A 21,643-nucleotide genomic window follows, 5' to 3' on the forward strand; every position below is an offset into this window, starting at 1 on the left:
TCGGCTTCGCTTAACCGAAGCCGATGAAGAGCTTCGCCTAAGGCAGCAAAATATCACTAATTTCTTTACGGTTATGATCTTGATCCGGAGTTTCGGAGGGATATCCAACTGCAAGCAGTCCAACAATTCTCAACTCCGGATCAATGTTCGCCAATTCCTTAACTTCAGGTTCATTATACATTCCTACCCAACAAGTTCCCAGACCAAGTTCAACTGCTCTAAGCATCATAAAAGAGATTGAAATTCCGACATTCATAGCAGATGAACCAAATTTAGCATAAGCGTCTGCTGAGGATTCTCTCTCGACGTATTCATCTATTCCGTCCATGGTATCACCAGTTATCAGATCATTTTCGCGATAGAAAAAAGCACTGGCCTGAGAATCCTTGACATAACCAGATATATCCGCACAACAAACAATTATAGCCCCGGCTTCAGCCAACCAAGATTGAGTTCTGGATATATTCTTCTCCCCGAACCTTTTCAGTATTTCTTTATCCTTCACAACCTTAAAACGCCAAGGTTGTGAATTAAGGCTTGAAGGGGCAAGTCGTGCCGCTTCAATTAAGGCTTCAATTTTTTCATTACTCACAGCCTCTGAAGTGAAGGAACGCACACTATGTCTTTGTAGAATTGCATCTTTAACACCCAGAATTGCATTCGTTTTCATAATATTCTCCTAATTTTTAATTGAGCTTATTTCGATACATTGCGCAGCAAAAAATTTTATAATTTTTTCTTATTTTAGTTACAAACTCATGTGTAAAAACTCCAAATGAGAACCTGATTCATCGAATTATATGAAAACATTTCAGGTAAGACAATAGGACAGGCGCAGCATGAAACTATCCACTGCTTACAAACTCGAAGATAGCCAAAGACTCAACATGGAAGTCGGTACTGACAAACACAAAATATGAATCACAACTAAGCATTCTTTTCTACATGCCGGTTGACCTAAAATTACAGAAGCCGTAAGATTAAAGGTAGAATCATAAAAAGCACAAAATGTTACTGACAGTGATACTTTTTAAGGAGATCATTCAATGGATAAATCATGTGAAAATTGTATTTACTACCTTCCAAGCCAAATGGACTACAAGGAAGACGGAATATGCAGGTTCTCGCCTCCAACAGTTTCTCCAACCTCAAATAAATCCATGGGAATTTGGCCAAGAGTAAAAAAGACAGATTGGTGCGGCAAATACTCTCCCAAAGAGAATCAGCCCCCTAATTTAAAAAGGATGGATATTTCCTGAGGTTTTGCTGCTGCAATATTTAATATGACCCTGTTAGAAGAGTGTGTACACAAACAATCTTCGCAGTTACTTCGATTTCATTACATGACCGAAGATAGCAAAAGATTATGTTCCCTCCACAAATTCGGGAATTGAAATTATAAACGGCTCAAAGAAGATTCAAGAACCGCCCGGCTTTCATATATTTATTTGCAAACATCATTTGTGGCTGTTACAAATCAGTTCATATAACAGACCACAGTTAAATGCAGTGTATTCTTTAACTATACGGTCAGAATATCTTTGCTTTTCCAACTCCTCAATCAAGACTTGGAATAATCCTGCAAAGGCAAGGTAGCCATGCGTTTATATGAACTCCTGACTGTTATCAAACCCAAGACAATACAGCATTATCTTGCGTACATGGTTGCCGGGCTCGTTCTGATCCAACTGGGTATTACATGGTTTCTGATTTCCGACCTCACATCCAATCTGCTCAAAGAACAGATAGGGCTGCGCGCTCTCCAGACAGCGCAATCCATAGCCCATATGCCGATGATCCGTGATGAACTCCTGCGCAACGACCCGGAAGGAAGAATTCAGATCCTTGCCGAAAACATCCGCCAAAAGACCGGAGCCACCTTCATCGTAGTCGGCGATGTTGATAACAAGCGCTTTTCTCATCCGGTTCCGGAAAGGATCGGACAGACCTTTGTTGGAGGCGATACCGGCCCGGTTATCAAAGAAGGCAGATCCTACGTCTCGGAGGCTGTCGGTACTCTGGGCCGGTCCATCCGATCATTTGTTCCCATTTTCTCTCAGGACGGGGAAATCATCGGCTTTGTTTCGGTGGGTTACCTTTCGACCAGCGTAAAGAAGAGCATTGCCGAACACATGAACCGACCGCTTATCTTCATAATCCTTCTAACCCTGTTCGGATTTGTGATAACGGCCTGCATCACCCGCCACCTAAAAAAAATCACGCTCAACCTTGAGCCTGCTGAAATAACCAACCTCTACCTTGAAAGAGGAGCCGTGCTCGAAACCATCAGGGAAGGCGTCATCGCCACAGACCACAAGGGGGAAATCCGCCTGGCCAATAACGCGGCACTTAAATACACCTGCTTCTACTCCGCGGAACTGGTAGGGAAACATATTGACGATGTGATCCCCTGCGCCGGACTCAAGCATGCCCTGACCACAGGAGAAAGCGAATTCGACCAGGAACGCATCGTCAACGGACAGGAACTGATCTTCAACATTGTGCCGGTCCTCAAAGACGGGGCCATCAAGGGGCTGGTAGCAAGCTTCCGGCGTAAGGATGAACTGGACCGCATTTCCCATGAGCTTTCCAGCATTCAGGAATATTCCGAACTGCTGCGTGGACAGACCCACGAATACTCGAACAAACTCCACACGATAGCAGGACTGATCCAGATCGAAGCTTATCAGGAAGCACTGGATTTAGTGGCCCGGGAATCATCCGGCTACGAAGACATCATCAGGTTCCTGAACAAAGCCGTACCCCATCCGGTAATAGCTGCCATAGTGCTCGGGAAATACAATCGGGCCAAGGAATTGAAAATAAACTTCCATGTTGACCGGGAAAGCACAATGCTTGATGTTCCGGATTGGATACAGCAGGAGAAAATAGTTACTATTGTCGGCAACCTTCTGGACAATGCATTTGAAGCGGTGCTGGAACAGGATAAAGACAACCGCAACGTTTTCCTTTCCTTTACCGATCTTGGAAACGACATAGTCTTTGAAGTGGAAGACTCGGGTCCCGGAGTTCCCCCGGCCCAAATTGAAAAAATCTTTGAAAAAGGAATATCTTCCAAAGGGAGCGCGCGCCGTGGACTGGGACTTTATCTAGTCCACCAGCGACTTGATGAACTTGGCGGGTTGATTACCGTTTCAGCCGCCAAACCCGGCGGAACACTCTTCTCAGTTATAATCCCAAAAGTCAGGTGTACAATAGTATGACCGAAGTCAAAGTTGTTATAGTCGAGGATGATGGCCGAATTGCAGACCTCCACCGCCGCTTTACCGAAAGGGTGCCCGGCTTCAGCGTAGTAGCCATAGCCCAAAGTCTTGAAGACGCCAAAACCATCATTGAACTATACAAACCGGACCTGATCCTGCTCGATCTCTATTTTCCGGAAGGGACCAGTCTGGATCTGTTACGCGAAATACGCACCAGAGGCTTGGAAACCGATGTAATCCTGATCACCGCAGCCAAGGAAATGGGACCGCTCAAGGAAGCCCTGCGCGGAGGGGTCTTTGACTATATCATCAAGCCTGTCATTCTCGACCGCTTCGTAACCTGCCTTGAAAAATTCGGTGAATATTTTCGACGCCTGCATTCAGAAGATGCCATCGAACAAAAAGATGTGGATAATATCCGCAATCTCAACCCGGCCACATCCATGTCGGAGTCTGGCCCGGAGAACCTGCCTAAGGGCATTGATCGCCTGACATTAAAAAAGGTCAAGGCCGTATTCGGGAAGAAAAACATCGATAAGCAGGAAGGAATCAGTGCCGAAGAAATGGGCGAAATCATAGGGGCCAGCAGATCCACAGCCCGGCGCTATCTGGAATACCTTGTTTCCATCGGCAGAATCTATCCTGATGTTGTGTACGGAACAGTCGGACGACCGGAACGTAAATATTTCAATACCAATGCCGTAGACTCATGACGTAATTCTTCCGGCGCCCCTGCCGACATTTTTAATCCTAGACTTTTTTTAGCAGGCTTCGCCCCTTCGAAGCACTGAATATCCTGAAAATATCCCCCTCCCTGACCTACTGATCCTGCCGAGTTTGTTCACCTTTTCACATTCGTGAACAATATGCACAATATCCGCATAAAACACAAAAAACACATTAAGCAGATAATAACACCTCCTGCGTTTTTTCATATAGATTCTGATCACTGCAATAATTGGGAAGCAGCTGTATGACTAAATTTTGAAAATCTGCCTAAGCAGAGGAGGGTTTATGAGACGTTTATTCGCAGTGATTTGTGCATTAGTACTTATTGCGGCCATGTCGGTTCCCGCATTTGCCGGAAAAGTGGTTCTCAAGCTCGGACATATTGCCGAACCCGTGCATCCCTACGGACAGGGTGCCGAAAAATTTGCTGAGATCGTCAAGGAAAAATCCGGAGGCGAAATCATCGTCAAGGTTTTCCCCTCCTCCCAGCTGGGCGGACAGAAAGACCTCATTGAAGGACTCATCTTCGGAACCGTTGACATGGCTCTGGTGGGAACAGCCGTTCTCGGCCAGTTCCAGCCCCAGATTTCAATCTTCGACATGCCCTTCCTTTTTCAGGACCGTGAACATGCTTACAAATCCCTCGATACCGTGGGTATGGATCTGGGCAAGGCTCTTGAACCGAAAGGCATCAAACTTCTCGGGTACATGGAAAACGGTATCCGCCACCTGACAAACAACGTCCGCGAAGTCAAGACTCCCGCCGATATGGATGGACTTAAAATCAGGGTCATGACCAACAAAATTTACATCGAAATGATGAAATCCCTCGGAGCATCCCCTACTCCCATGGCTTTCGGTGAACTGTATTCCGCCATGCAGCAGGGAACTGTTGACGGACAGGAAAACCCCAGCGCCCACATCTGGACCAAACGCTTTTTCGAAGTACAGAAATTCGCATCCAAGACCGCCCACTCCTACGCCCCGGAACCGCTGGTAATGTCCATGATCAGCTGGGCCAGACTTAATCCTGCCCAGAAAAAAATCATCAAGGAATCAGCCAAAGAAGCTATAGACTGGCAGCGCAAGTTCTCCACACAAAAGGATGATGAATACTGGACTCTTATCGAAGGTACCGGAAAAATCAAGATAACCGAAGTGGACCGTGAAAAATTCGCGGAAGCAACCAAGCCTGTTTATGAAAAATTCGCCGACGTCGTAGGACAGGACAACATTGACAAAATCAACGCTCTGAAAAAATAGCCGTTTCAACCGGAGCCGAGGGATTCCTCGGCTCCGGATTCTCAGGGAGGATTCCTGATGGATAAACTATTCGAAAAACTTCGTGCGGTCCTTTACTGGATATCCGTAACTTCAATGACCGTAATGCTCGTCCTGATCTTTTTTCAGGTTGTTACCAGATATTTTTTCGGACACACTTTTGAGTGGTCCGAAGAACTTGCCAGATTTCTTTTTGTCTGGGTCGTATTCCTTGGCTCAGCCCTGATCATGGGCGAAAGCGGACACCTTGCAGTACAGATCCTGCCAAGCAAGTTGAAAGATACTGCTGCAGGACTGGCACTGGAAACCGTAATAAATCTCTGCAGCTATGCCTTCACCATGCTCCTGCTGGTGCAGGGAGCCAAGATGACCTCTGTCATGACTTTTCAGGTCGCGCCGGGGCTGGGTATTTCCATGAGCGTGGTCTATTCCATAATCCCCATCAGTGCCTTCCTGATGATTCTTTACCTTATGAAGGATACGGTGCGGATTTTCAAACAGGTCAGGGAACGTTGCGGATCGTCCGCAGGTGTTGAACAGAAAGCTGAAGTCGGGAGATAGTCATGGAGTTAGTATTACTCGGTTCATTTCTGGGCCTGACTTTTCTGGGTGTTCCCGTCGCCTACGCGCTGGGCCTTTCCGTATCTATAATTCTCTACCATTACATGCACATACCTCAGGTCATGATCACTCAGGTCATGTACTCCGGTATTGATTCCTTTTCATTCATGGCCGTACCCTTCTTCATGCTGGCTGGTTCATTCATGTCTGCCGGAGGGGTAACTTCCAGACTGGTCAATTTTGCGCAGGCTCTGGTGGGATCGTTCACCGGCGGACTGGCTCAGGTTGTCGCGGTTTCAGGCATGTTCTTTGCCGCTATTTCCGGGTCATCAGCAGCCACCACTGCAGCCATCGGTTCCACAATGGTTGATGAAATGGAAAAGAAAGGCTACCGCCGCGAACTGGCCACCGGCATCGTCGCTGCAGGTGGAACAGTCGGCATCGTAATTCCCCCGTCCATCACCCTGGTTGTCTACGGAGTAATCGCCGGGGCATCCATAGGCGACTTGTTCATGGGTGGAATGGTTCCGGGCCTGCTTATGGGCCTGACTATGTGTCTGGTCAGCTATGCCATTGCCAAAAAGGAAGGGATTCCTGCGGAAGGATCATTTTCATTTATCCATCTATTGAAATCATTCAAGGATTCTTTCTGGGCCTTAATGACCCCGGTTATTATCATCGGCGGAATTTACGGCGGCATATTCACTCCCACCGAAGCTGCCGCAGTGGCAGCCGTATATGGTATCTTCGTCGGCTTCTTCATCTACAAGGAACTGACCATCAAGGATTTTCCGCGCATCATCTTTCAAGCCGTCATGGGTACAACAATGATCATGTTCATTGTCGGTGCCGCCAAAGTCTTCGGCTGGATGCTTACCAACCTTGAAATCCCACACCATATCGGGGAGTACATAGTATCCCTTACCAACTCTCCGGCAATGTTCCTGATCATGATGAACCTGCTGCTGCTCTTCATCGGGACTTTAATCAACGCCTCCGCTGCGGTCGTCATTCTGACCCCCATATTCCTGCCTGTTGCAGTGAAACTGGGAATTGACCCGCTGTTCTTCGGCGTATTGATGGTTATCAACCTAGCGATCGGTTGCATTACGCCTCCCGTAGGTCTGGACCTGTTTGTCGCCAGCGCCATCACCAAAGTACCCCTTGAAAAAGTTATGAGGGCATCGATCCCCTATCTGGTTGCCTTGCTGGGAGCGCTGCTGCTGATGACTTTCTGTCCCCCGATCATCACATTCCTGCCCAATCTCCTGCATTAGCGGGCAAAACAAAATCACAACGCTCAATTCTGAAGCCCTCGCAACTGTTAACAGTTGCGAGGGCTTCAGTGCGTATTGGGCAAAAATCAAATAGATCTACTTTTCCGGTTAGAGTCTACTTTTCACTAAATCTGTTATTCATTAACGGGACCGCTGTTGTCTACTTCAGTCATCTATTCAGTAAATCTCAGACCCTGACTAAATCAATTCTTAGCCTGCGGGTAAAAAGCATCCAAAAATCCCATAGAACTATATGGTAATCAAGTGCTCATTCTTCTTAATTATTTCTGTCAAAGGTGATCCCCAGAACCTAATTTCAAGATCAAGTTCTTCGAGCTGTGACTTAACTCCCAACTGATTCGCACAGGATTCACAAACGCTAAACTTAACACCAGATTCTCTGGCATCTGCTATCAACTGCTGAACATGTACATCTTCAGCAACCAACTTTGATGGCGCACCCCAGATAATCACCTGAACTTCGTCCCACCAGCCGTTCTTGATTGAGTTCTGTGCATACATCATCACCATCAACTCTGCGGTCACAGGGTCGGCATTTGTCCATAAGATATTCAATTTATTATTCATACTGCCTCCATATTTTGATGTACATTAAATCAAAATTACGAGGACAACATCAACACAATGTGGTAGTGCACTTCTACTTCTTCCAGTTTTCTGTGGTCTTCCGACATCAAGAAAAGCGCTTAAAAGCTGTCCCTGTAATACTCTTGGATGTAAGAACGGTACAAGATAACGGAGTCGTCCTTCTATGCTCTTCCATCCGCCTTCAAGCCCTTCCGGTAGCATATTGTATATTTCAAAAAAATTCAGTGATACCTCACCAGCTATAGAAAATTGAAGCCGACCAACTTTTCACTATTTCTTTTTACTTTTTTTTCGTTTTTCTTTTTCTGCCTTCCTGTCTTCCTTCTTACGTTCCTTCTCATTTTCTTTTTGATTCTTGCGAGTCTTTTTGTCCTCTGCCTTCTTTTCCTTTAAAAGTTTTTTCTCGTTGCGGTCTTGTTCTCGTTCTTCTCTCTTTTGATCCTTTCTACGCTCCCGTTCGTCTTTATCTTCAGCCCGTTCCTGTTCTCTGTTTTCTTTCTGCCTTGCTCGCTTTTCTTCATCATTCTTTTTTTTGAGTTCCCGGTCTTCCTCTTTACGTTTTTTGCGCAGTTCTTTTTCGCTTTTGTTTTTCTTATCTTTTGCATGGGCAGCAAAACCAATTAAAGGACATCCGAATGCAATGGAGCATATGCCTAAACCTTTAAGCAGATGACGTCTTGAGATTTTTTTTTGTCATTTGATTTCTCCTTTTGATACAGTTGGCGCTATTATAATTTATTATACTTAGGCATGCTCTCTCAACATTAGAAATTTCTTAACCTGCGCGGATATTGATATCGCACCGTTTATCACTGAGGCGCAAGTATGCTAAATAGGTTTGAAGAGGGTTGTATGTGTGGTCCTGATGATGACATGTAGCCCGGGATAATTCCGCTGCTGTCGGCTGATGCTCGTAATTAAAGAGAAATGCATGAAAAAAGGAGTAGATTGTTTTTTTTGGGATCCGTTTGGCGTTTTATAGCAAGATGTTTACGATTGGTTGATAAAAAAATAGTGGATATCTGTTGTAACTTGTGTTTTTTTTAGAAAGTTGGGAAATAAAAATTTATGTCTAAGTCTGTATTTAGTCTTAAATTGTATATATCTACAAGGCTGTATGAATGAGTAAGAATGCATCAAGGCAGACTGTTCTGGTAGTGGACGATTCGGCTGATAATATTGCTGTTTTTTCTAAAATTTTATCTGAAAAATATCGCGTCAAGGCTGCTAAAAACGGAGCTAAAGCATTACAAATCGCTTTTGCTACAGTCCCTGACATTATTCTGCTTGATATTATGATGCCGGGGATAGACGGTTATGAAATATGCCGCCAATTGAAAAAAGACTCCAGAACTCAAAAAATACCTATCATTTTTGTCACCGCAAAAGATGAAATTGAAGACGAGACTAAGGGGTTTGAATTAGGAGCGGTGGACTATATCGCAAAACCGGTCAGTCCTTCGATTGTTCTTGCCAGAGTGAAAACACACCTTCAGCTTTATGATAACAGCAGAGAACTTGAAAATGCTGTCCTCAGTCGGACTAAAGAGTTGGCGCAAAGTCAGCTCGAAATTATCCGCAGGCTGGGCCGGGCTGCAGAATACAAAGATAATGAAACCGGTATGCATGTCATCCGCATGAGTTATTACTCGTGTGTTATTGCCCGAAGTATAGGTATGGATGATGCTACCATCGATTTATTGCTTAATGCTACACCGATGCATGATGTTGGAAAAATCGGCATTTCAGACTCAATTCTGCTCAAAGCCGGTAAGCTGACTGAGCAGGAGCGCGAGGAGATGGAAAAGCATTGTGAATTCGGGGCTGAAATAATCGGCGAGCATGATGATAAATTATTGAAGTTGGCAAGGTCAGTAGCCCTCACTCATCATGAAAAATGGGATGGATCTGGCTATCCTAAGGGCCTAAAAGGCACTGACATTCCTATTGAAGGAAGAATTGTGGCTATTGCAGATGTTTTTGATGCTCTGACCAGCAGAAGATCTTACAAAGAACCTTGGCCGATTGATAAGGCTATAAGTTTTATCGAAGAACAGGCAGGACGGCATTTTGACCCGGAATTGGTTGCTGCTTTTATCAATAATATTTCTAAAGTAATTAAAATATATGAAAAAAACAGAGAAGAATGTCACGTTAAAGATATATAAATTATCCCCAGAGTGTTTGCTGACATGTATTAACAAGCTGTAATTAATCCGGGAGGGAACTTGAAACTCCGTTATCTTGCCATATTGAGTATAGCGGCTATGACTATACTTTTTGCGGCAGCTCAGTATCTAGCTTCAAAACAAATTGTACAGAAAGGGTTTCAGGAACTCGAAAATGAAAAAGTATATTCCAGCCTAAGCTCTGCTAAAAAAGTGCTTCAGAGTGAACTGGTTAATCTTAATACCCTTCTTGTGGACTGGTCGTCATGGGATGATACGTATCAATTCGTTAAAGACGTAAACACTGGCTATATTGAGTCAAACCTGCAGGCTGAGACTTTTGATGACCAGTCACTCACCTCCATAATTATTAAAAATAATGACAATGAAGTTGTTTTTGCAAGTTCATATAATCAACAAGGTGAAGAAGATTCCGCGCTGAATAAGTTGATCATCAAGCGTAGCGAAGAAATTCTGCCCAGAATTTATGGAAGTTTGGCCGGGTGGGGTGGAATTATCAGCCTTAGTGAAGGTAATCTTGCCATGATTGCTAAACGGTCTATTTTGGCGAGTGACGGGACGGGAGAATCCGTAGGGTCCATGTTTATGGTTCGCAGAATTTCGCCCGAATTACTTGAAAATTTATCCGATCTATTGGGTTTTCCCGTTGTTATTCAGCCGATTGATTCTAATTCAAAGCTGATCTCTAAGTTGCAAGCCTCTCCCGACAAGAGGGTTATAGTCTACCCTGATGACAAAACAGCAATCGGTGTCACTTATCTTCATGATATCACAGACAAGGCCGTAGCAATCCTTAAGACTTCCATTTCACGTCGAGTTTCAGAGCATGGGAACATTGTAGCTCATTTTTATGATGTGACTGTCTTCATAATGCTTTTGACTTTTGCTCTGCTGGGATATTTTTTGCTCCATAGAAGAATTCTCACACGTATTGAAAGCCTTAGTGAGCAGGTGTCTTTAATTGGTAAAAACGGTTATTCCAAGGAAAGAATCAAAAGTGGGGGAAGTGATGAGATTTATAGCCTGAGCAGAAATGTAAATTTAATGCTTGATTCAATTGATGAGTATCAAAATGAAATAGTTTTGCATTCGGATAAGATCGCAAAAAAAGAACAATACTTGAATCAACTTGTCAATTCAATTTCAGCAGGAATCGTTCTTGTTGATGCCGAAAGCAGAAAGATTCTCCATATAAATGATTTCGCTTTGAAACTTAGCGGTTTTGAAGCTGAGGAAGTCCTTGGAAAAATCTGTCATAACCTTATTTGTCCTTCCTCTGAAAACAACTGCCCTGTTCTGGATTTGAAGCAGTTCCGAGATATGTCTAAACGACATCTGCGCAAAAAGAATGGCCAGTTGCTCCCGATTATGAAGTCAGCTTCGCTTATCGAAAAAGAAGGCAAGCAGGTATTGCTGGAAACATTTGTTGATATAACTGAAATAGAAGATTCGCAGCAACAACTTGAAAAAACCATGAATGAACTTGAGGCGACAGTTGCTGAACGCACGGCCAGATTACGTGGAATTATTGATACAGCAAAAAATGGGATTATAGTAATTGATTCAAAAGGTATAATTACAGAATTCAGTCCGGCAGCCCGGGAAACGTTTGGATATTCTGAGGATGAAATTATTGGGCAGAATATTAATCTGCTCATGCCTAATCCTTATAATACAGAACATGATATGTATATTCAAAAGCATCTGGAGACCGGTATTGCAAAAGTTGTCGGCAAACAGGTTGAAGTCCCTGCCAGGCGTAAAGATGGATCCGAGTTTCCCATGGAAATTGCAGTTAATTCAGCTGTAGTGAAAGGGGACACCATTTTTGTTGCTGTAATCCGTGACGTTACTGATCGTAAACAAATGGAAGAAGCTCTTGCCGGTGAAAAAGATCGATTGCAGTTAATTCTTGATACAAGCCCTATCGGGGTGGGAATTTCTGTTGATGGAATTACTCGATTTGCCAACCCGGCAATGACCCGGATGGGGTTGGTTGTTGGTGAACTTGCCAATCGTATTTATGTAGACTCTGAAGTTAGAGAATTGGTGATCAAAGATCTGGAAGAAAAGGGATGCATTAAAGATTTTGAAACCCGGTTGGTCAATCAGGAAGGAAAAGTTATTGATGCCCTCCTTTCCTATTACGATTTCGATTTTCATGGCGAACGGGGGATTCTGTGCTGGGTGGTTGATATAACTGAACGTAAAAAAATGGAGAATAAGGTAAAAAGCAGTCAAGAAAAATACCAGAAGCTGGTTGAAAACATTGGAGATCAGTTTGTTATTTTCAGTCATAGCCTTGACGGCAAATTGTTATATGCCAGTGAAGGTTTTGTTTCTGTGTTCGGGCTTGATAGAGATAGCACTGTCGGGAAAAATTGGCTTTCCCTAATTAATTGGAAGTCCGGTGAACTTGATGCTGCTTCCGGTATAATCAGTGACATGCTTAAAAAACGGCTGGACATACAGCAATTTGATTTGAGCTACATTCACCCGGACGGCAGTGAACGTGTGATTGCTATCTCTGCCCATTCTGTGTGGGATTCTGAGGGACACCCTATTTCTATCGACGGAATTATCGAGGATGTAACTCTCCGTAAGTCCTCTGAAAAGGCATTGGCCGAAGCAAAAGAAGTTGCAGAAGAAGCAACTAAAGCAAAATCCCGATTTCTTGCTAATATGTCACATGAAATCCGCACCCCCATGAATGCAATAATCGGGCTTTCACACTTGGCTTTACAGACGGAACTTAACCGTAAGCAGCATGGGTATGTCAGTAAAATAAGTAGTTCAGCTGAAAATTTATTGGGAATTATCAATGAGATATTGGATTTTTCCAAAATTGAAGCCGGAAAGATTGATATAGAAAGTATTGAATTCCGCTTGGAAGACACACTTGAGCATTTGGTAAGCATCATGGGATTGAGGGCCCATGAATCAGGTCTGGAGTTGGTTTTTGATATAGAACCGAATTTGCCAATGTGTCTGATAGGAGATCCATTACGGCTGGGACAGATTCTGCTTAACCTTGTAAATAATGCTCTTAAATTTACAGAGAAAGGAGAGGTTGTCCTCGGTATAAAATGCACTGAACAGAATGATAACGCGCTAACCCTGCTTTTTTCGGTAAAAGATACCGGAATAGGTATGAGCAGGGAGCAACAGGAGAAATTGTTTCAGGAATTCAGTCAGGTGGACTCTTCTACTACCCGGAAATACGGTGGAACAGGTTTAGGGTTGGTCATTTCTAAAAAGTTGACAAATCGTATGGGGGGACAAATCTGGGTTGAAAGTGAAGTGAATAAAGGAACTACTTTTCATTTTACTCTCCAGTTTGAAAAGGCAGAGGATTGCCCTAGTTTATTGGTAGAAATGTCCGATATCGATGCAGTAAATATTCTTGTTGTAGACGACAATTCAACCTCAAGAAGAATACTGGTGAATGCACTCTCGAATTTCGGATTTATTACAGCAGAAGCTGATTCGGTTGCTTCAACAACATCAATACTGACCGGACAAATTGAGCCTGTAAAATTTGATTTGATTCTTCTCGATTGGAGTTTGCCTCGTAAGGACAGAGTTGAGATTGCGCAGATTTTAAATACAAACAAAAAAAATTCTTCCATTCCAAAAATAGTAATGGATTCTGCATATAGCGGGCCTGCATCTATCGCTGTTGACGAAGTTATAGATAACGTAGTTGATTATTTGAATAAGCCTGTAATTCCTTCCGTTTTATTGAATTCAGTAGTTGGTGCTGTAAGTGATAATGAAAGGTCTTCAAAGTCGGCAAAGTCAAGGCGCACTGTAATTCGTGAGGCGGCCACCAAGCTTAGGGGAACCAAAATTCTTTTAGCTGAAGATAATAGAATAAACCAGATTGTAGCCACTGACCTTCTTTCCCAATACGGCATAGATGTGCATCTTGCTGTTAACGGTAAAGAATGTTTGGAAATGCTTGAAGTTGATACGTATGATGGTGTGTTAATGGATTGCCAAATGCCGGAAATGGATGGCTACACCGCTACGCGTAAGATTCGTGAAAATGAAAAATATAAGCATCTTCCAATTATTGCCATGACAGCTAACGTTATGGCCGATGACTATGAAAGATCTTTGCAGGCTGGCATGAATGATCATATTGGGAAGCCAATTAATATTAACGAGATGCTTTATACCTTGAGTAAATGGATTTCCCCTTCTGTTTCGGCAGATCTGCTTTCTGGTAAGAAGAAATCAACTTTAACAAGTTCAAACGAAATATCGGTAAAGAGTGATTTCAACAAAATTCCGGAAATAGATGCAAAGGCTGCACTGGGCAGAATACAGAATGATTTGGAGCTTTATATAGATATATTGGCTGTCTTTGTAGAGGAATGTAAAAATTTCAAGTCCATGTTTTTGGACGCAAGGGCCTCGGGAGACCCGGTCGATGCTATCAGATGCGCTCATTCATTAAAGGGTATGGCTGGAAATATTGGAGCCATTAAGCTTCAGGGCGCAGCAAAATATTTGGAATCAGCCTGCATTAATGATTTACCAGAATCAGAAATTGATTTTTTAATTGAGAAAGTTGTCGAATCTCTTGATCCGGTGCTTGACGGTCTGGAGGATTTCTTTGCTAATCGTGAGACTGCGGAATCTGCAACAATATTTGCAGCAGAAGATGAGTATAAGCTTCTGTTGCAAAAACTACGTAAGTTTGTGGAAGATTCAGATACTGAAGCTGCTAACGTGCTAAAGGAGCTTTTATCGTTTTCTAATTTGGGTTCTGTAACTGACAAATTGAAGTTGATTCAAAAAGCCGTAAATAATTATGATTTTGATGAAGCGCTGGAAGTTATGAACCGAATATCTCTATAGATTTTAAAATTGAGTGAATGTTAACCATTTGATGTAACGTTACAGAGTGTATGCTTTTTATTTATTTAAACAGAAGAGGTTAAGAGGAAGATTCGAGAATGGCGGAGAATCTTTCGATAGGTACTGGTGGACTGAAATAATATCCTTGCATAATCTCACACCCAATTTCTTTCATGAAATTAAGCTGCTCTATCGTTTCAATTCCTTCTGCGACAGTTGAAAGATCGAAACTTTTAGCCAGTGAGATAATCGCCCTTACAATTTTTGCGTCTGATTTGTTTGTTGGTAATCCTGAAACAAATGACTGGTCTATTTTTAGGGTATGCATAGGTAAATTTTTAAGATGCGATAATGAGGAATACCCAGTCCCGAAGTCATCGATTGAAAATGTTATACCCAACTCATTTAATTTATTTAATATTTTTTGTGTTTGCGCAATATTATCCATCACAGTTGACTCGGTTATTTCCAATTCAAGGCAATTAGGCTTAATTTCAGTCATGGTAACTATGTCCATGATATTTTTAGAAAGATTTTTTTGTTTGAATTGTCCTAGAGATAAGTTCACAGACACTTTAAGGTTTGTGCCAAATCGTTTATTCAACTCTACGGTATCCAAACAAGCAGCTTCAAGTACTTGCTCGCCAATAGGTACTATCAGGCCGGTCTCTTCAGCTAATGGGATGAATTGTGCTGGAGATATGATGTTACCATCGGGCTCAATCCATCGTACCAGAGCTTCCATGCCGACAACTTTACCACTCATAAGGTCCACCTTTGGTTGGTAAAAAACAGTAAAGCTGTTATCGTTAGCGGCTTTCCTGAGTTTGTTTTCCAAAGATATCCTGCGTAGCGCTGATTCGGTCAATCCGGGGGTAAAAAGATGATATCTGTTTCTTCCCTCTTGTTTAGCTTTATTCATGGCTGTATCGGCATTTCTGACTAAGGAAATAGGCGAATTGCCATCATCCGGGTAAAGAGCAATCCCGATAGAAGGAGTGATGATAAATTGATGTGATTGAACTGTAAAAATATTTGAAAACAAGTTGATAATTTTGTCTGCCATAACCGCAGCATCATGCTTGTTCTCTATATCTCTGAGCATGATAACAAACTCATCTCCACCAAGACGAGAAACAGTATCTCTTTCATTAATAAAATTTTTAAGTCTGGTTGCCACTTCTTGCAGGACAGCATCGCCAATGACGTAGCCAAGTGAATCATTGATGTTTTTAAAGTTGTCTAAATCAATAAATAGCAAGGCAATCCATTTTCCATTCTTTTTAAATGATTTGATTGCCTTGCGTATGCGGTCCATTAATAATGTTCTGTTTGGGAGGCCCGTAAGTGCATCATGATATGCTTGGTGTCTTATTTTTTTTTGCTTTGCTTTTGCATCAGAAATATCACGAAATACAGCTATATAATTAATTATATTCCCTTCTGAGTCCGGTATGGTTTTAATTGAAATCCATTCAGGGAATACTTCGCCACTTTTCCGTCTGTTCCAGATTTCTCCTTCCCAAGTTCCATTCAATTTTAGTGACCGCCATATTGAGTGGTAGAAGGAAGGATCATGCCGATTTGATTTCAGTAAGTTTGGATTTTTACCGACAACTTCTTCATGCGAGTATCCTGTAATATGAGTAAATGCTTCATTGGTAAATAATATTTTATTATTACTGTTTGTTATTGTAACTCCTTCTGATGAATGCTTGAATACTTCTGTAGCAAGATTCAGCTGCTCAGTTTTTTGCTCAACTATTAATTTTAATTTATCTTTAGCTTCTATAAGTTCTAGCTCAGTTTCTTTTTGAACAGTAATATCTCTGGCGATGCTGTTAAACCATTTTATATTATTTTTATTGTCTTTGACAGCGGTTATAGTCCAGAGCATGTAGCAGAAATTGCCGTTTTTATGGATTTGTCGATTGGTATATGAAAAACTGCTACTTGAATCTTTCAACCAGTTGTTAAAAGCTATAGCAGTTTTTTCTTTATCGTCAGGGTGTATAAAATCAAATGCGGAGAGTCCGATGCATTCTTCAGGCTTTAGTCCATAGTATTTTACAGATGAAGGACTGAGGTATAAGAATTTACCGTCTGTATCGACTTGTGTGAAAAGGTCATCGGTGTTCTCGATAAAGTCTTTGAATGATATACAATCTTCGTGAAATAATAGATTTGTATTTGGAGATTTATGGGATTTCATTGTAGTCAAGTGTATAATTAAGAGTTGTTTTTTTGCGTTGTTTTTTGCTTTTTGGGAGTGTCTTTTTAAAAACTATGTCTTTTGATTAAGGTCTATGTCAAGAGCATAAAAAGCGGCTCAAAATTTATGATAAATTGGTAAAGAGTCTATTGATGAGGCAGATGCAACAGGAGGCACGCCGGTCAGTTTGATTTGAGGCGTGCTTTTCAACTTAGCTGGCCCCCTGCTTAAACTCAGGGGGAAGCCAATGGGTAGAATTAACACTAACCTGCCCCGGCCCTGACCATTTCCGCAGAACGCTTCTGTAAAGGCCAATTTTTCCAATAAAGAAACAGGCTTCTAGGTAGAATTATATTTTTTTCAAACAAACATTTTTTTAGACACCAACACAAAGCAGTAATACTATTTTTTTTAATAATAAATATTTTTATATGGTTATGATACTTTTTTTATGTACAGTTTTGTGGCATACAAAATAACAACGTTACATTTTAAGTTTTACACAATTATTAAGCATCATGCTTACACAAGACATGAATATTAGCAGACGACTATCCATAGTGTACAATTCAGCAGATATGCACATTTATTAATAAACACCAGCTCAGTATTAACATGACCGATACAAAACCATTAGACAAATAGAGCGTACACATAATCTCTGAATTTTAAAACGGAAGCATAAGTTATGAAAGGACGGTTTCATAATCGTATTTGTAAGGAACTCAAGTTCTGGAAAACAGTATGTTGTTTTCAAGAGGAGGCATATTAATATGTATCCTGAGAGAAAATTTGAACCGTCAGGCTCTGCGTTAAAAGAAGCATGGGAGCAATTCATTCATACTGGGAATCTGGATAGTTTCAGGGGCAGAACCGAAATATCCCAATCATGGACGAGGTGCTACAGGGCAAGAGTAGACCCTTACAGCAAAGGCTGCACACATATCCTGAACCCAAAGAAGGTTGCAGAGTTAAAAAAGCGCCACTCCGAACTGCTCGATATAGCAAGACCTTTCATGGATAAGCTCTATGAATTCACCGCAGGATCAAGACTGATAGTATTTTTATCAGATGAGACAGGTGTAATACTTGAGAACATAGGCGACTATGAAGTGAGAGACAGTGCATCGAAAGTCAATCTCGTAACAGGAACCAACTGGCAGGAAGAAGAAGTCGGTACAAACGGGATAGGCACGGCACTAAAATTGAAGGTCCCTATACAAATATCCGGCAAAGAGCATTATTGCGCAAACCTTCACCACTGGACCTGCTCCGCAGCTCCCATAATTAGCGATGACGGCACAATTATAGGCGTGCTGCAGGTTTCCGGCCCCTCGGACGAAGTCCACCTGCACACTCTCGGAATGGTTGTTGCCGCAGTGGAAGCCATACGTGACCAAATCAGGATTAAACGAAAAAACAGAGAACTTAACAGGCTTAACCACAGCTTGAACAAAATTTTCCACACTATGTCGGACGGAGCGTTGATAACAAACAAGGAAGGAATAGTATGCCAGATAAACAAATCCGGTAAAAAAATTCTGGGCGATGACATAGAAGGTCTATCGATTAAGAAAATATTAAACAGCAATCCCGGCATGTGGCAGGACCTGAACAGAGGAACGGGATATTCAGATGTTGAAGTCATGCTCGAGACCCAAAAAGGATCCTTCCATTGTCTGGCAACCGGCACCCCACTTAAAGATGAAACAGGCAAAACGGATGGCTCGGTTATCTTTTTAAATCAGATAAACAATGTAAAAAAACTTGTTAACCGTTTCACCGGCGCTCAGGCGTCCTTCAATTTTTCCGATATAATCGGATCAAGCCATGAGATACAAAAAGCAATAAAAACGGCCAAAGGAGCTGCACCGAGTTCCAGCAACATATTGATTTCCGGCGAGAGCGGTACCGGGAAAGAACTTTTCGCCCAATCCATCCATAACCACAGCCCACGCCGCAATGGCCCTTTCATAGCAATGAACTGTGCAGCTTTTCCACGGGAACTGATCGCCAGTGAACTATTCGGCTACACGGACGGAGCTTTCACCGGGGCCAGAAAGGGAGGAAGACCCGGAAAATTCGAAATGGCTGACGGTGGAACCCTGTTCCTTGATGAAATCGGCGACATGCCTCTGGACCAGCAGGCCATGCTTCTGCGCGTGCTTCAGGATAAAAAAATAAACAGGATAGGCGGAGACCACGTTATTCCCGTTAGTGCCAGAATTGTCTGCGCCACAAACAGGAATCTCATGGAGGAGGTCCAGAATGGCAATTTCCGGGCGGACCTCTACTATAGACTGAATGTTATCCAGGTCCGTATTCCTCCCTTGCGGGAACGCAGCAACGACCTGCGGGACCTTTTCAATCATCTACTAGACAAGATCTGCAAAAGGCAGGACCGTTGCATCGGATTTGTATCTGAAAAATTGATGCAGCATCTGCAACGGCATGACTGGCCCGGCAATGTCCGAGAGCTGGAAAATGTTGTTGAAAAAATGCTCAGCTCCGATCTGGAGGCAATAAATCTGGGAATAGAACATCTGCCCGAAAGAATTGCCGCTAAACAAAAAGGACCTGCAGTCTGCTCCTCGCCATTTTACCCCATTCCCGACCGCGACAACAAAAAAAAGGAAATGTCGGACCTTATCATTGAAAAAGAACTGATCATCCAGCTTCTGACTGCACACCGAGGCAATGTAAGCAAGGTTGCCAGAGAAATGAATCTTTCACGCAACACGGTATACCGTAAGATGAATTTCTATAATATAACTAAAGAACAACTTTTCAGTTAAACCATCTTCCTGACTATACATTGGCTGCCACAATAAAGCCCCTAGCTGCCTAGAGCCCTCCTTGCCACACCTTCATGGTAAAAGTTAAGGACGCCTTTCCCCTGCCCTATAATCTACCGCACTTAAAACTCCTTGAGAACGACTATTCGAGTTCCCGCAAATTAATGCAGAACAACAGAAATGGAACACAACTGTCATGTGCTCCATAAAATGTAACACCTGTCACAAAGTGTAACTTTAAATAAAACACAAGGGACAGGCACTAAAATCGGTACAATTGTTTTAATTCAGTGTTTAAGCCAAAATTTTCCATTTTAAATTTTGCGGCATCATTATTGCTGTCTGTTTTGACATAATTAAACCGGCCGGTTTGACTGCAGTACCAATTAATTACTTAACCATTTCGGAGGAACGTTAATGCAGAAGCCAATTGATAAGAATTACAAACTGTATGTAGACGGCAAATGGGTGGATAGTAAGGACGGTAAAACATTCAAAGCGTATTGCCCTGCCAACGGGGAAGAGTTGGCAACATGCGCCAATGCAAGCAAAGAAGATGTCGATATGGCCGTGGCTGCTGCCCAGGAGGCTTTCAAAACATGGAAAGATGTGTCGCCACAGGACAGGGCAGCAGTTCTTCTCAAGATTGCCGATCTCATAGATGAAGAAACCGAAAAACTGGCCATGGTGGAAACACTGGATAACGGCAAGCCCATCCGGGAAACAAGAAACATCGATGTTCCCCTCGCTGCAGATCATTTCAGATATTTCGCAAGCGCCATCCGAACCGAAGAAGGTTCTGCGGTAATGATCGACAAGGATACTATGAGCATTATCCTCAACGAACCTATCGGCGTTGTAGGACAGATCATCCCCTGGAACTTTCCATTCCTCATGGCAGCATGGAAAATAGCCCCGGCTCTTGCCGCAGGAAATACCGTAGTAATCAAGCCCTCCTCTGAAACCTCCCTTAGTATGCTTGAATTTGCGAAAATACTCGACAGAGTCCTGCCTCCGGGAGTCGTAAACGTTATCACCGGCGGAGGTTCCACTACCGGAAACTACATTCTGGAGCACGAAGGCTTCAGCAAACTTGCTTTCACAGGATCCACCGACATCGGCTACATGATCGCAGACGCAGCGGCAAAGAAACTTATCCCGGCAACCCTTGAACTTGGTGGCAAGTCGGCCAACATTTATTTCCCTGACTGCCCTTGGGAGAAGGCTGTGGAAGGAGCCTTGCTGGGCATTCTTTTCAATCAGGGCCAGGTCTGTTGCGCCGGTTCCAGAATCTTCGTCCATGAAGATATTTATGACCGCTTCCTAGCAGCCATAACTGAAAAATTCGAAAACGTTAAAGTCGGTCTCCCTTGGGAAGAAGACACCATGATGGGCAGTATTATCAGTGAAAATCAGCTCAAACAGGTCATGGAATGTGTGGAAACAGGCAAAAAAGAAGGCGCCAAGCTGGTTACCGGAGGCACAAAAATCACTGATGGAGAACTGGGCAAAGGCAGCTTCCTGTGTCCGACTATTTTCGCCGATGTGAATAACTCCATGGAAATTGCCCAACAGGAAATATTCGGCCCGGTTGTCTGCGTCATCAAATTCAAAGATGAAGATGAAGTAATTGCCATGGCCAACGACAGCGAATTCGGTCTCGGAGGGGCGGTCTGGAGCAAGGATATCAACTGCGCCATGAGGGTGGCACGCAATGTCGAAACCGGACGCATGTGGATTAACACCTATAACCAGCTTCCGGCACACAGCCCATTCGGCGGATACAAAAAATCCGGCATAGGCCGTGAAACTCATAAAATGATGCTGGCCCACTATAGCCAGACTAAAAACATATTCCTGAGCATGGATGAAGGAGCCTACGGCTTGTACTAACATTTCA

General features: G+C 42.9%; 14 protein-coding genes. 10 read left to right on the forward strand and 4 right to left on the reverse strand.

The annotated features are described in order from the left end of the window. Positions 1 to 37: 37 nt before the first annotated feature. Complete coding sequence (locus ACKU41_RS03800) at positions 38 to 670, reverse strand: nitroreductase family protein (protein WP_321404234.1); 633 nt, start codon at positions 668 to 670, stop codon at positions 38 to 40. A 376-nt stretch (positions 671 to 1,046) separates the two neighbouring features. Between ACKU41_RS03800 and ACKU41_RS03805 the strand changes: the two genes are divergently transcribed. The 6 genes from ACKU41_RS03805 to ACKU41_RS03830 all read left to right on the forward strand — a co-directional run bounded on the left by ACKU41_RS03805 (position 1,047) and on the right by ACKU41_RS03830 (position 7,072). After that, positions 1,047 to 1,259, forward strand: coding sequence for a hypothetical protein (locus ACKU41_RS03805; protein ID WP_321404235.1), 213 nt, complete (start codon positions 1,047 to 1,049; stop codon positions 1,257 to 1,259). A gap of 339 nt (positions 1,260 to 1,598) precedes the next feature. Further along, positions 1,599 to 3,224, forward strand: a complete 1,626-nt coding sequence (locus tag ACKU41_RS03810; RefSeq protein WP_321404236.1) for a sensor histidine kinase — start codon at positions 1,599 to 1,601, stop codon at positions 3,222 to 3,224. Then, a complete protein-coding gene (locus ACKU41_RS03815) occupies positions 3,221 to 3,937 on the forward strand; it encodes a response regulator (RefSeq protein ID WP_319779865.1) in 717 nt (238 codons plus the stop codon). The genes ACKU41_RS03810 and ACKU41_RS03815 overlap by 4 nt, the downstream gene beginning before the upstream one ends. 301 nt (positions 3,938 to 4,238) lie before the next feature. Then, positions 4,239 to 5,216, forward strand: a complete 978-nt coding sequence (locus ACKU41_RS03820; RefSeq protein ID WP_319779866.1) for a DctP family TRAP transporter solute-binding subunit — start codon at positions 4,239 to 4,241, stop codon at positions 5,214 to 5,216. A 57-nt stretch (positions 5,217 to 5,273) separates the two neighbouring features. Then, positions 5,274 to 5,795, forward strand: coding sequence for a TRAP transporter small permease (locus tag ACKU41_RS03825; protein WP_321404237.1), 522 nt, complete (start codon positions 5,274 to 5,276; stop codon positions 5,793 to 5,795). Positions 5,796 to 5,797: 2 nt separating this feature from the next. Beyond that, positions 5,798 to 7,072, forward strand: coding sequence for a TRAP transporter large permease (locus ACKU41_RS03830; protein ID WP_319779869.1), 1,275 nt, complete (start codon positions 5,798 to 5,800; stop codon positions 7,070 to 7,072). Positions 7,073 to 7,321: 249 nt separating this feature from the next. Here ACKU41_RS03830 and ACKU41_RS03835 read toward each other — a convergent pair whose 3' ends face one another. Together ACKU41_RS03835 and ACKU41_RS03840 are read right to left on the reverse strand one after the other, a co-directional pair. Beyond that, on the reverse strand, positions 7,322 to 7,660 hold the full coding sequence (locus tag ACKU41_RS03835; protein ID WP_321404238.1) for a DsrE family protein: 339 nt from the start codon (positions 7,658 to 7,660) through the stop codon (positions 7,322 to 7,324). A 410-nt stretch (positions 7,661 to 8,070) separates the two neighbouring features. Continuing rightward, entirely contained in the window at positions 8,071 to 8,286 is a 216-nt protein-coding gene (locus ACKU41_RS03840) for a hypothetical protein (protein ID WP_321404239.1), read from the reverse strand. 516 nt (positions 8,287 to 8,802) lie between these two features. Between ACKU41_RS03840 and ACKU41_RS03845 the strand changes: the two genes are divergently transcribed. Beyond that, the gene (locus ACKU41_RS03845; protein WP_321404240.1) at positions 8,803 to 9,849 is read left to right on the forward strand and encodes a two-component system response regulator; all 1,047 of its coding nucleotides are present in this window, start codon (positions 8,803 to 8,805) and stop codon (positions 9,847 to 9,849) included. Positions 9,850 to 9,909: 60 nt separating this feature from the next. Further along, complete coding sequence (locus ACKU41_RS03850; protein ID WP_321404241.1) at positions 9,910 to 14,736, forward strand: PAS domain S-box protein; 4,827 nt, start codon at positions 9,910 to 9,912, stop codon at positions 14,734 to 14,736. 79 nt (positions 14,737 to 14,815) lie between these two features. On the opposite strand, the gene ACKU41_RS03855 is transcribed toward ACKU41_RS03850, so the two are convergent. Then, positions 14,816 to 16,948: an EAL domain-containing protein gene (locus ACKU41_RS03855; RefSeq protein WP_319779875.1), complete on the reverse strand. Its 2,133-nt coding sequence runs from the start codon at positions 16,946 to 16,948 to the stop codon at positions 14,816 to 14,818. Between the two features lie 773 nt (positions 16,949 to 17,721). On the opposite strand from ACKU41_RS03855, the gene ACKU41_RS03860 reads away from it, so the two are divergent. Both ACKU41_RS03860 and ACKU41_RS03865 read left to right on the forward strand, forming a co-directional pair. Next, positions 17,722 to 19,743, forward strand: a complete 2,022-nt coding sequence (locus ACKU41_RS03860) for a sigma-54-dependent Fis family transcriptional regulator (RefSeq protein ID WP_321404243.1) — start codon at positions 17,722 to 17,724, stop codon at positions 19,741 to 19,743. Positions 19,744 to 20,160: 417 nt separating this feature from the next. Continuing rightward, positions 20,161 to 21,636 (forward strand): aldehyde dehydrogenase family protein, encoded by a 1,476-nt coding sequence (locus ACKU41_RS03865; protein WP_321404244.1) that lies wholly within the window; start codon positions 20,161 to 20,163, stop codon positions 21,634 to 21,636. The last annotated feature ends 7 nt before the right edge of the window (positions 21,637 to 21,643 follow it).

Source organism: Maridesulfovibrio sp., assembly GCF_963678865.1.
Lineage (GTDB): Bacteria > Desulfobacterota > Desulfovibrionia > Desulfovibrionales > Desulfovibrionaceae > Maridesulfovibrio.

What these genes read in the sequence shown, in the direction of transcription:
- ACKU41_RS03800 (WP_321404234.1), bottom strand. Translation starts at nt 670, where the DNA reads ATGAAAACGAATGCAATTCTGGGTGTTAAAGATGCAATTCTACAAAGA.
- ACKU41_RS03805 (WP_321404235.1), top strand. Translation starts at nt 1,047, where the DNA reads ATGGATAAATCATGTGAAAATTGTATTTACTACCTTCCAAGCCAAATG.
- ACKU41_RS03810 (WP_321404236.1), top strand. Translation starts at nt 1,599, where the DNA reads ATGCGTTTATATGAACTCCTGACTGTTATCAAACCCAAGACAATACAG.
- ACKU41_RS03815 (WP_319779865.1), top strand. Translation starts at nt 3,221, where the DNA reads ATGACCGAAGTCAAAGTTGTTATAGTCGAGGATGATGGCCGAATTGCA.
- ACKU41_RS03820 (WP_319779866.1), top strand. Translation starts at nt 4,239, where the DNA reads ATGAGACGTTTATTCGCAGTGATTTGTGCATTAGTACTTATTGCGGCC.
- ACKU41_RS03825 (WP_321404237.1), top strand. Translation starts at nt 5,274, where the DNA reads ATGGATAAACTATTCGAAAAACTTCGTGCGGTCCTTTACTGGATATCC.
- ACKU41_RS03830 (WP_319779869.1), top strand. Translation starts at nt 5,798, where the DNA reads ATGGAGTTAGTATTACTCGGTTCATTTCTGGGCCTGACTTTTCTGGGT.
- ACKU41_RS03835 (WP_321404238.1), bottom strand. Translation starts at nt 7,660, where the DNA reads ATGAATAATAAATTGAATATCTTATGGACAAATGCCGACCCTGTGACC.
- ACKU41_RS03840 (WP_321404239.1), bottom strand. Translation starts at nt 8,286, where the DNA reads ATGCAAAAGATAAGAAAAACAAAAGCGAAAAAGAACTGCGCAAAAAAC.
- ACKU41_RS03845 (WP_321404240.1), top strand. Translation starts at nt 8,803, where the DNA reads ATGAGTAAGAATGCATCAAGGCAGACTGTTCTGGTAGTGGACGATTCG.
- ACKU41_RS03855 (WP_319779875.1), bottom strand. Translation starts at nt 16,948, where the DNA reads ATGAAATCCCATAAATCTCCAAATACAAATCTATTATTTCACGAAGAT.
- ACKU41_RS03860 (WP_321404243.1), top strand. Translation starts at nt 17,722, where the DNA reads ATGTATCCTGAGAGAAAATTTGAACCGTCAGGCTCTGCGTTAAAAGAA.
- ACKU41_RS03865 (WP_321404244.1), top strand. Translation starts at nt 20,161, where the DNA reads ATGCAGAAGCCAATTGATAAGAATTACAAACTGTATGTAGACGGCAAA.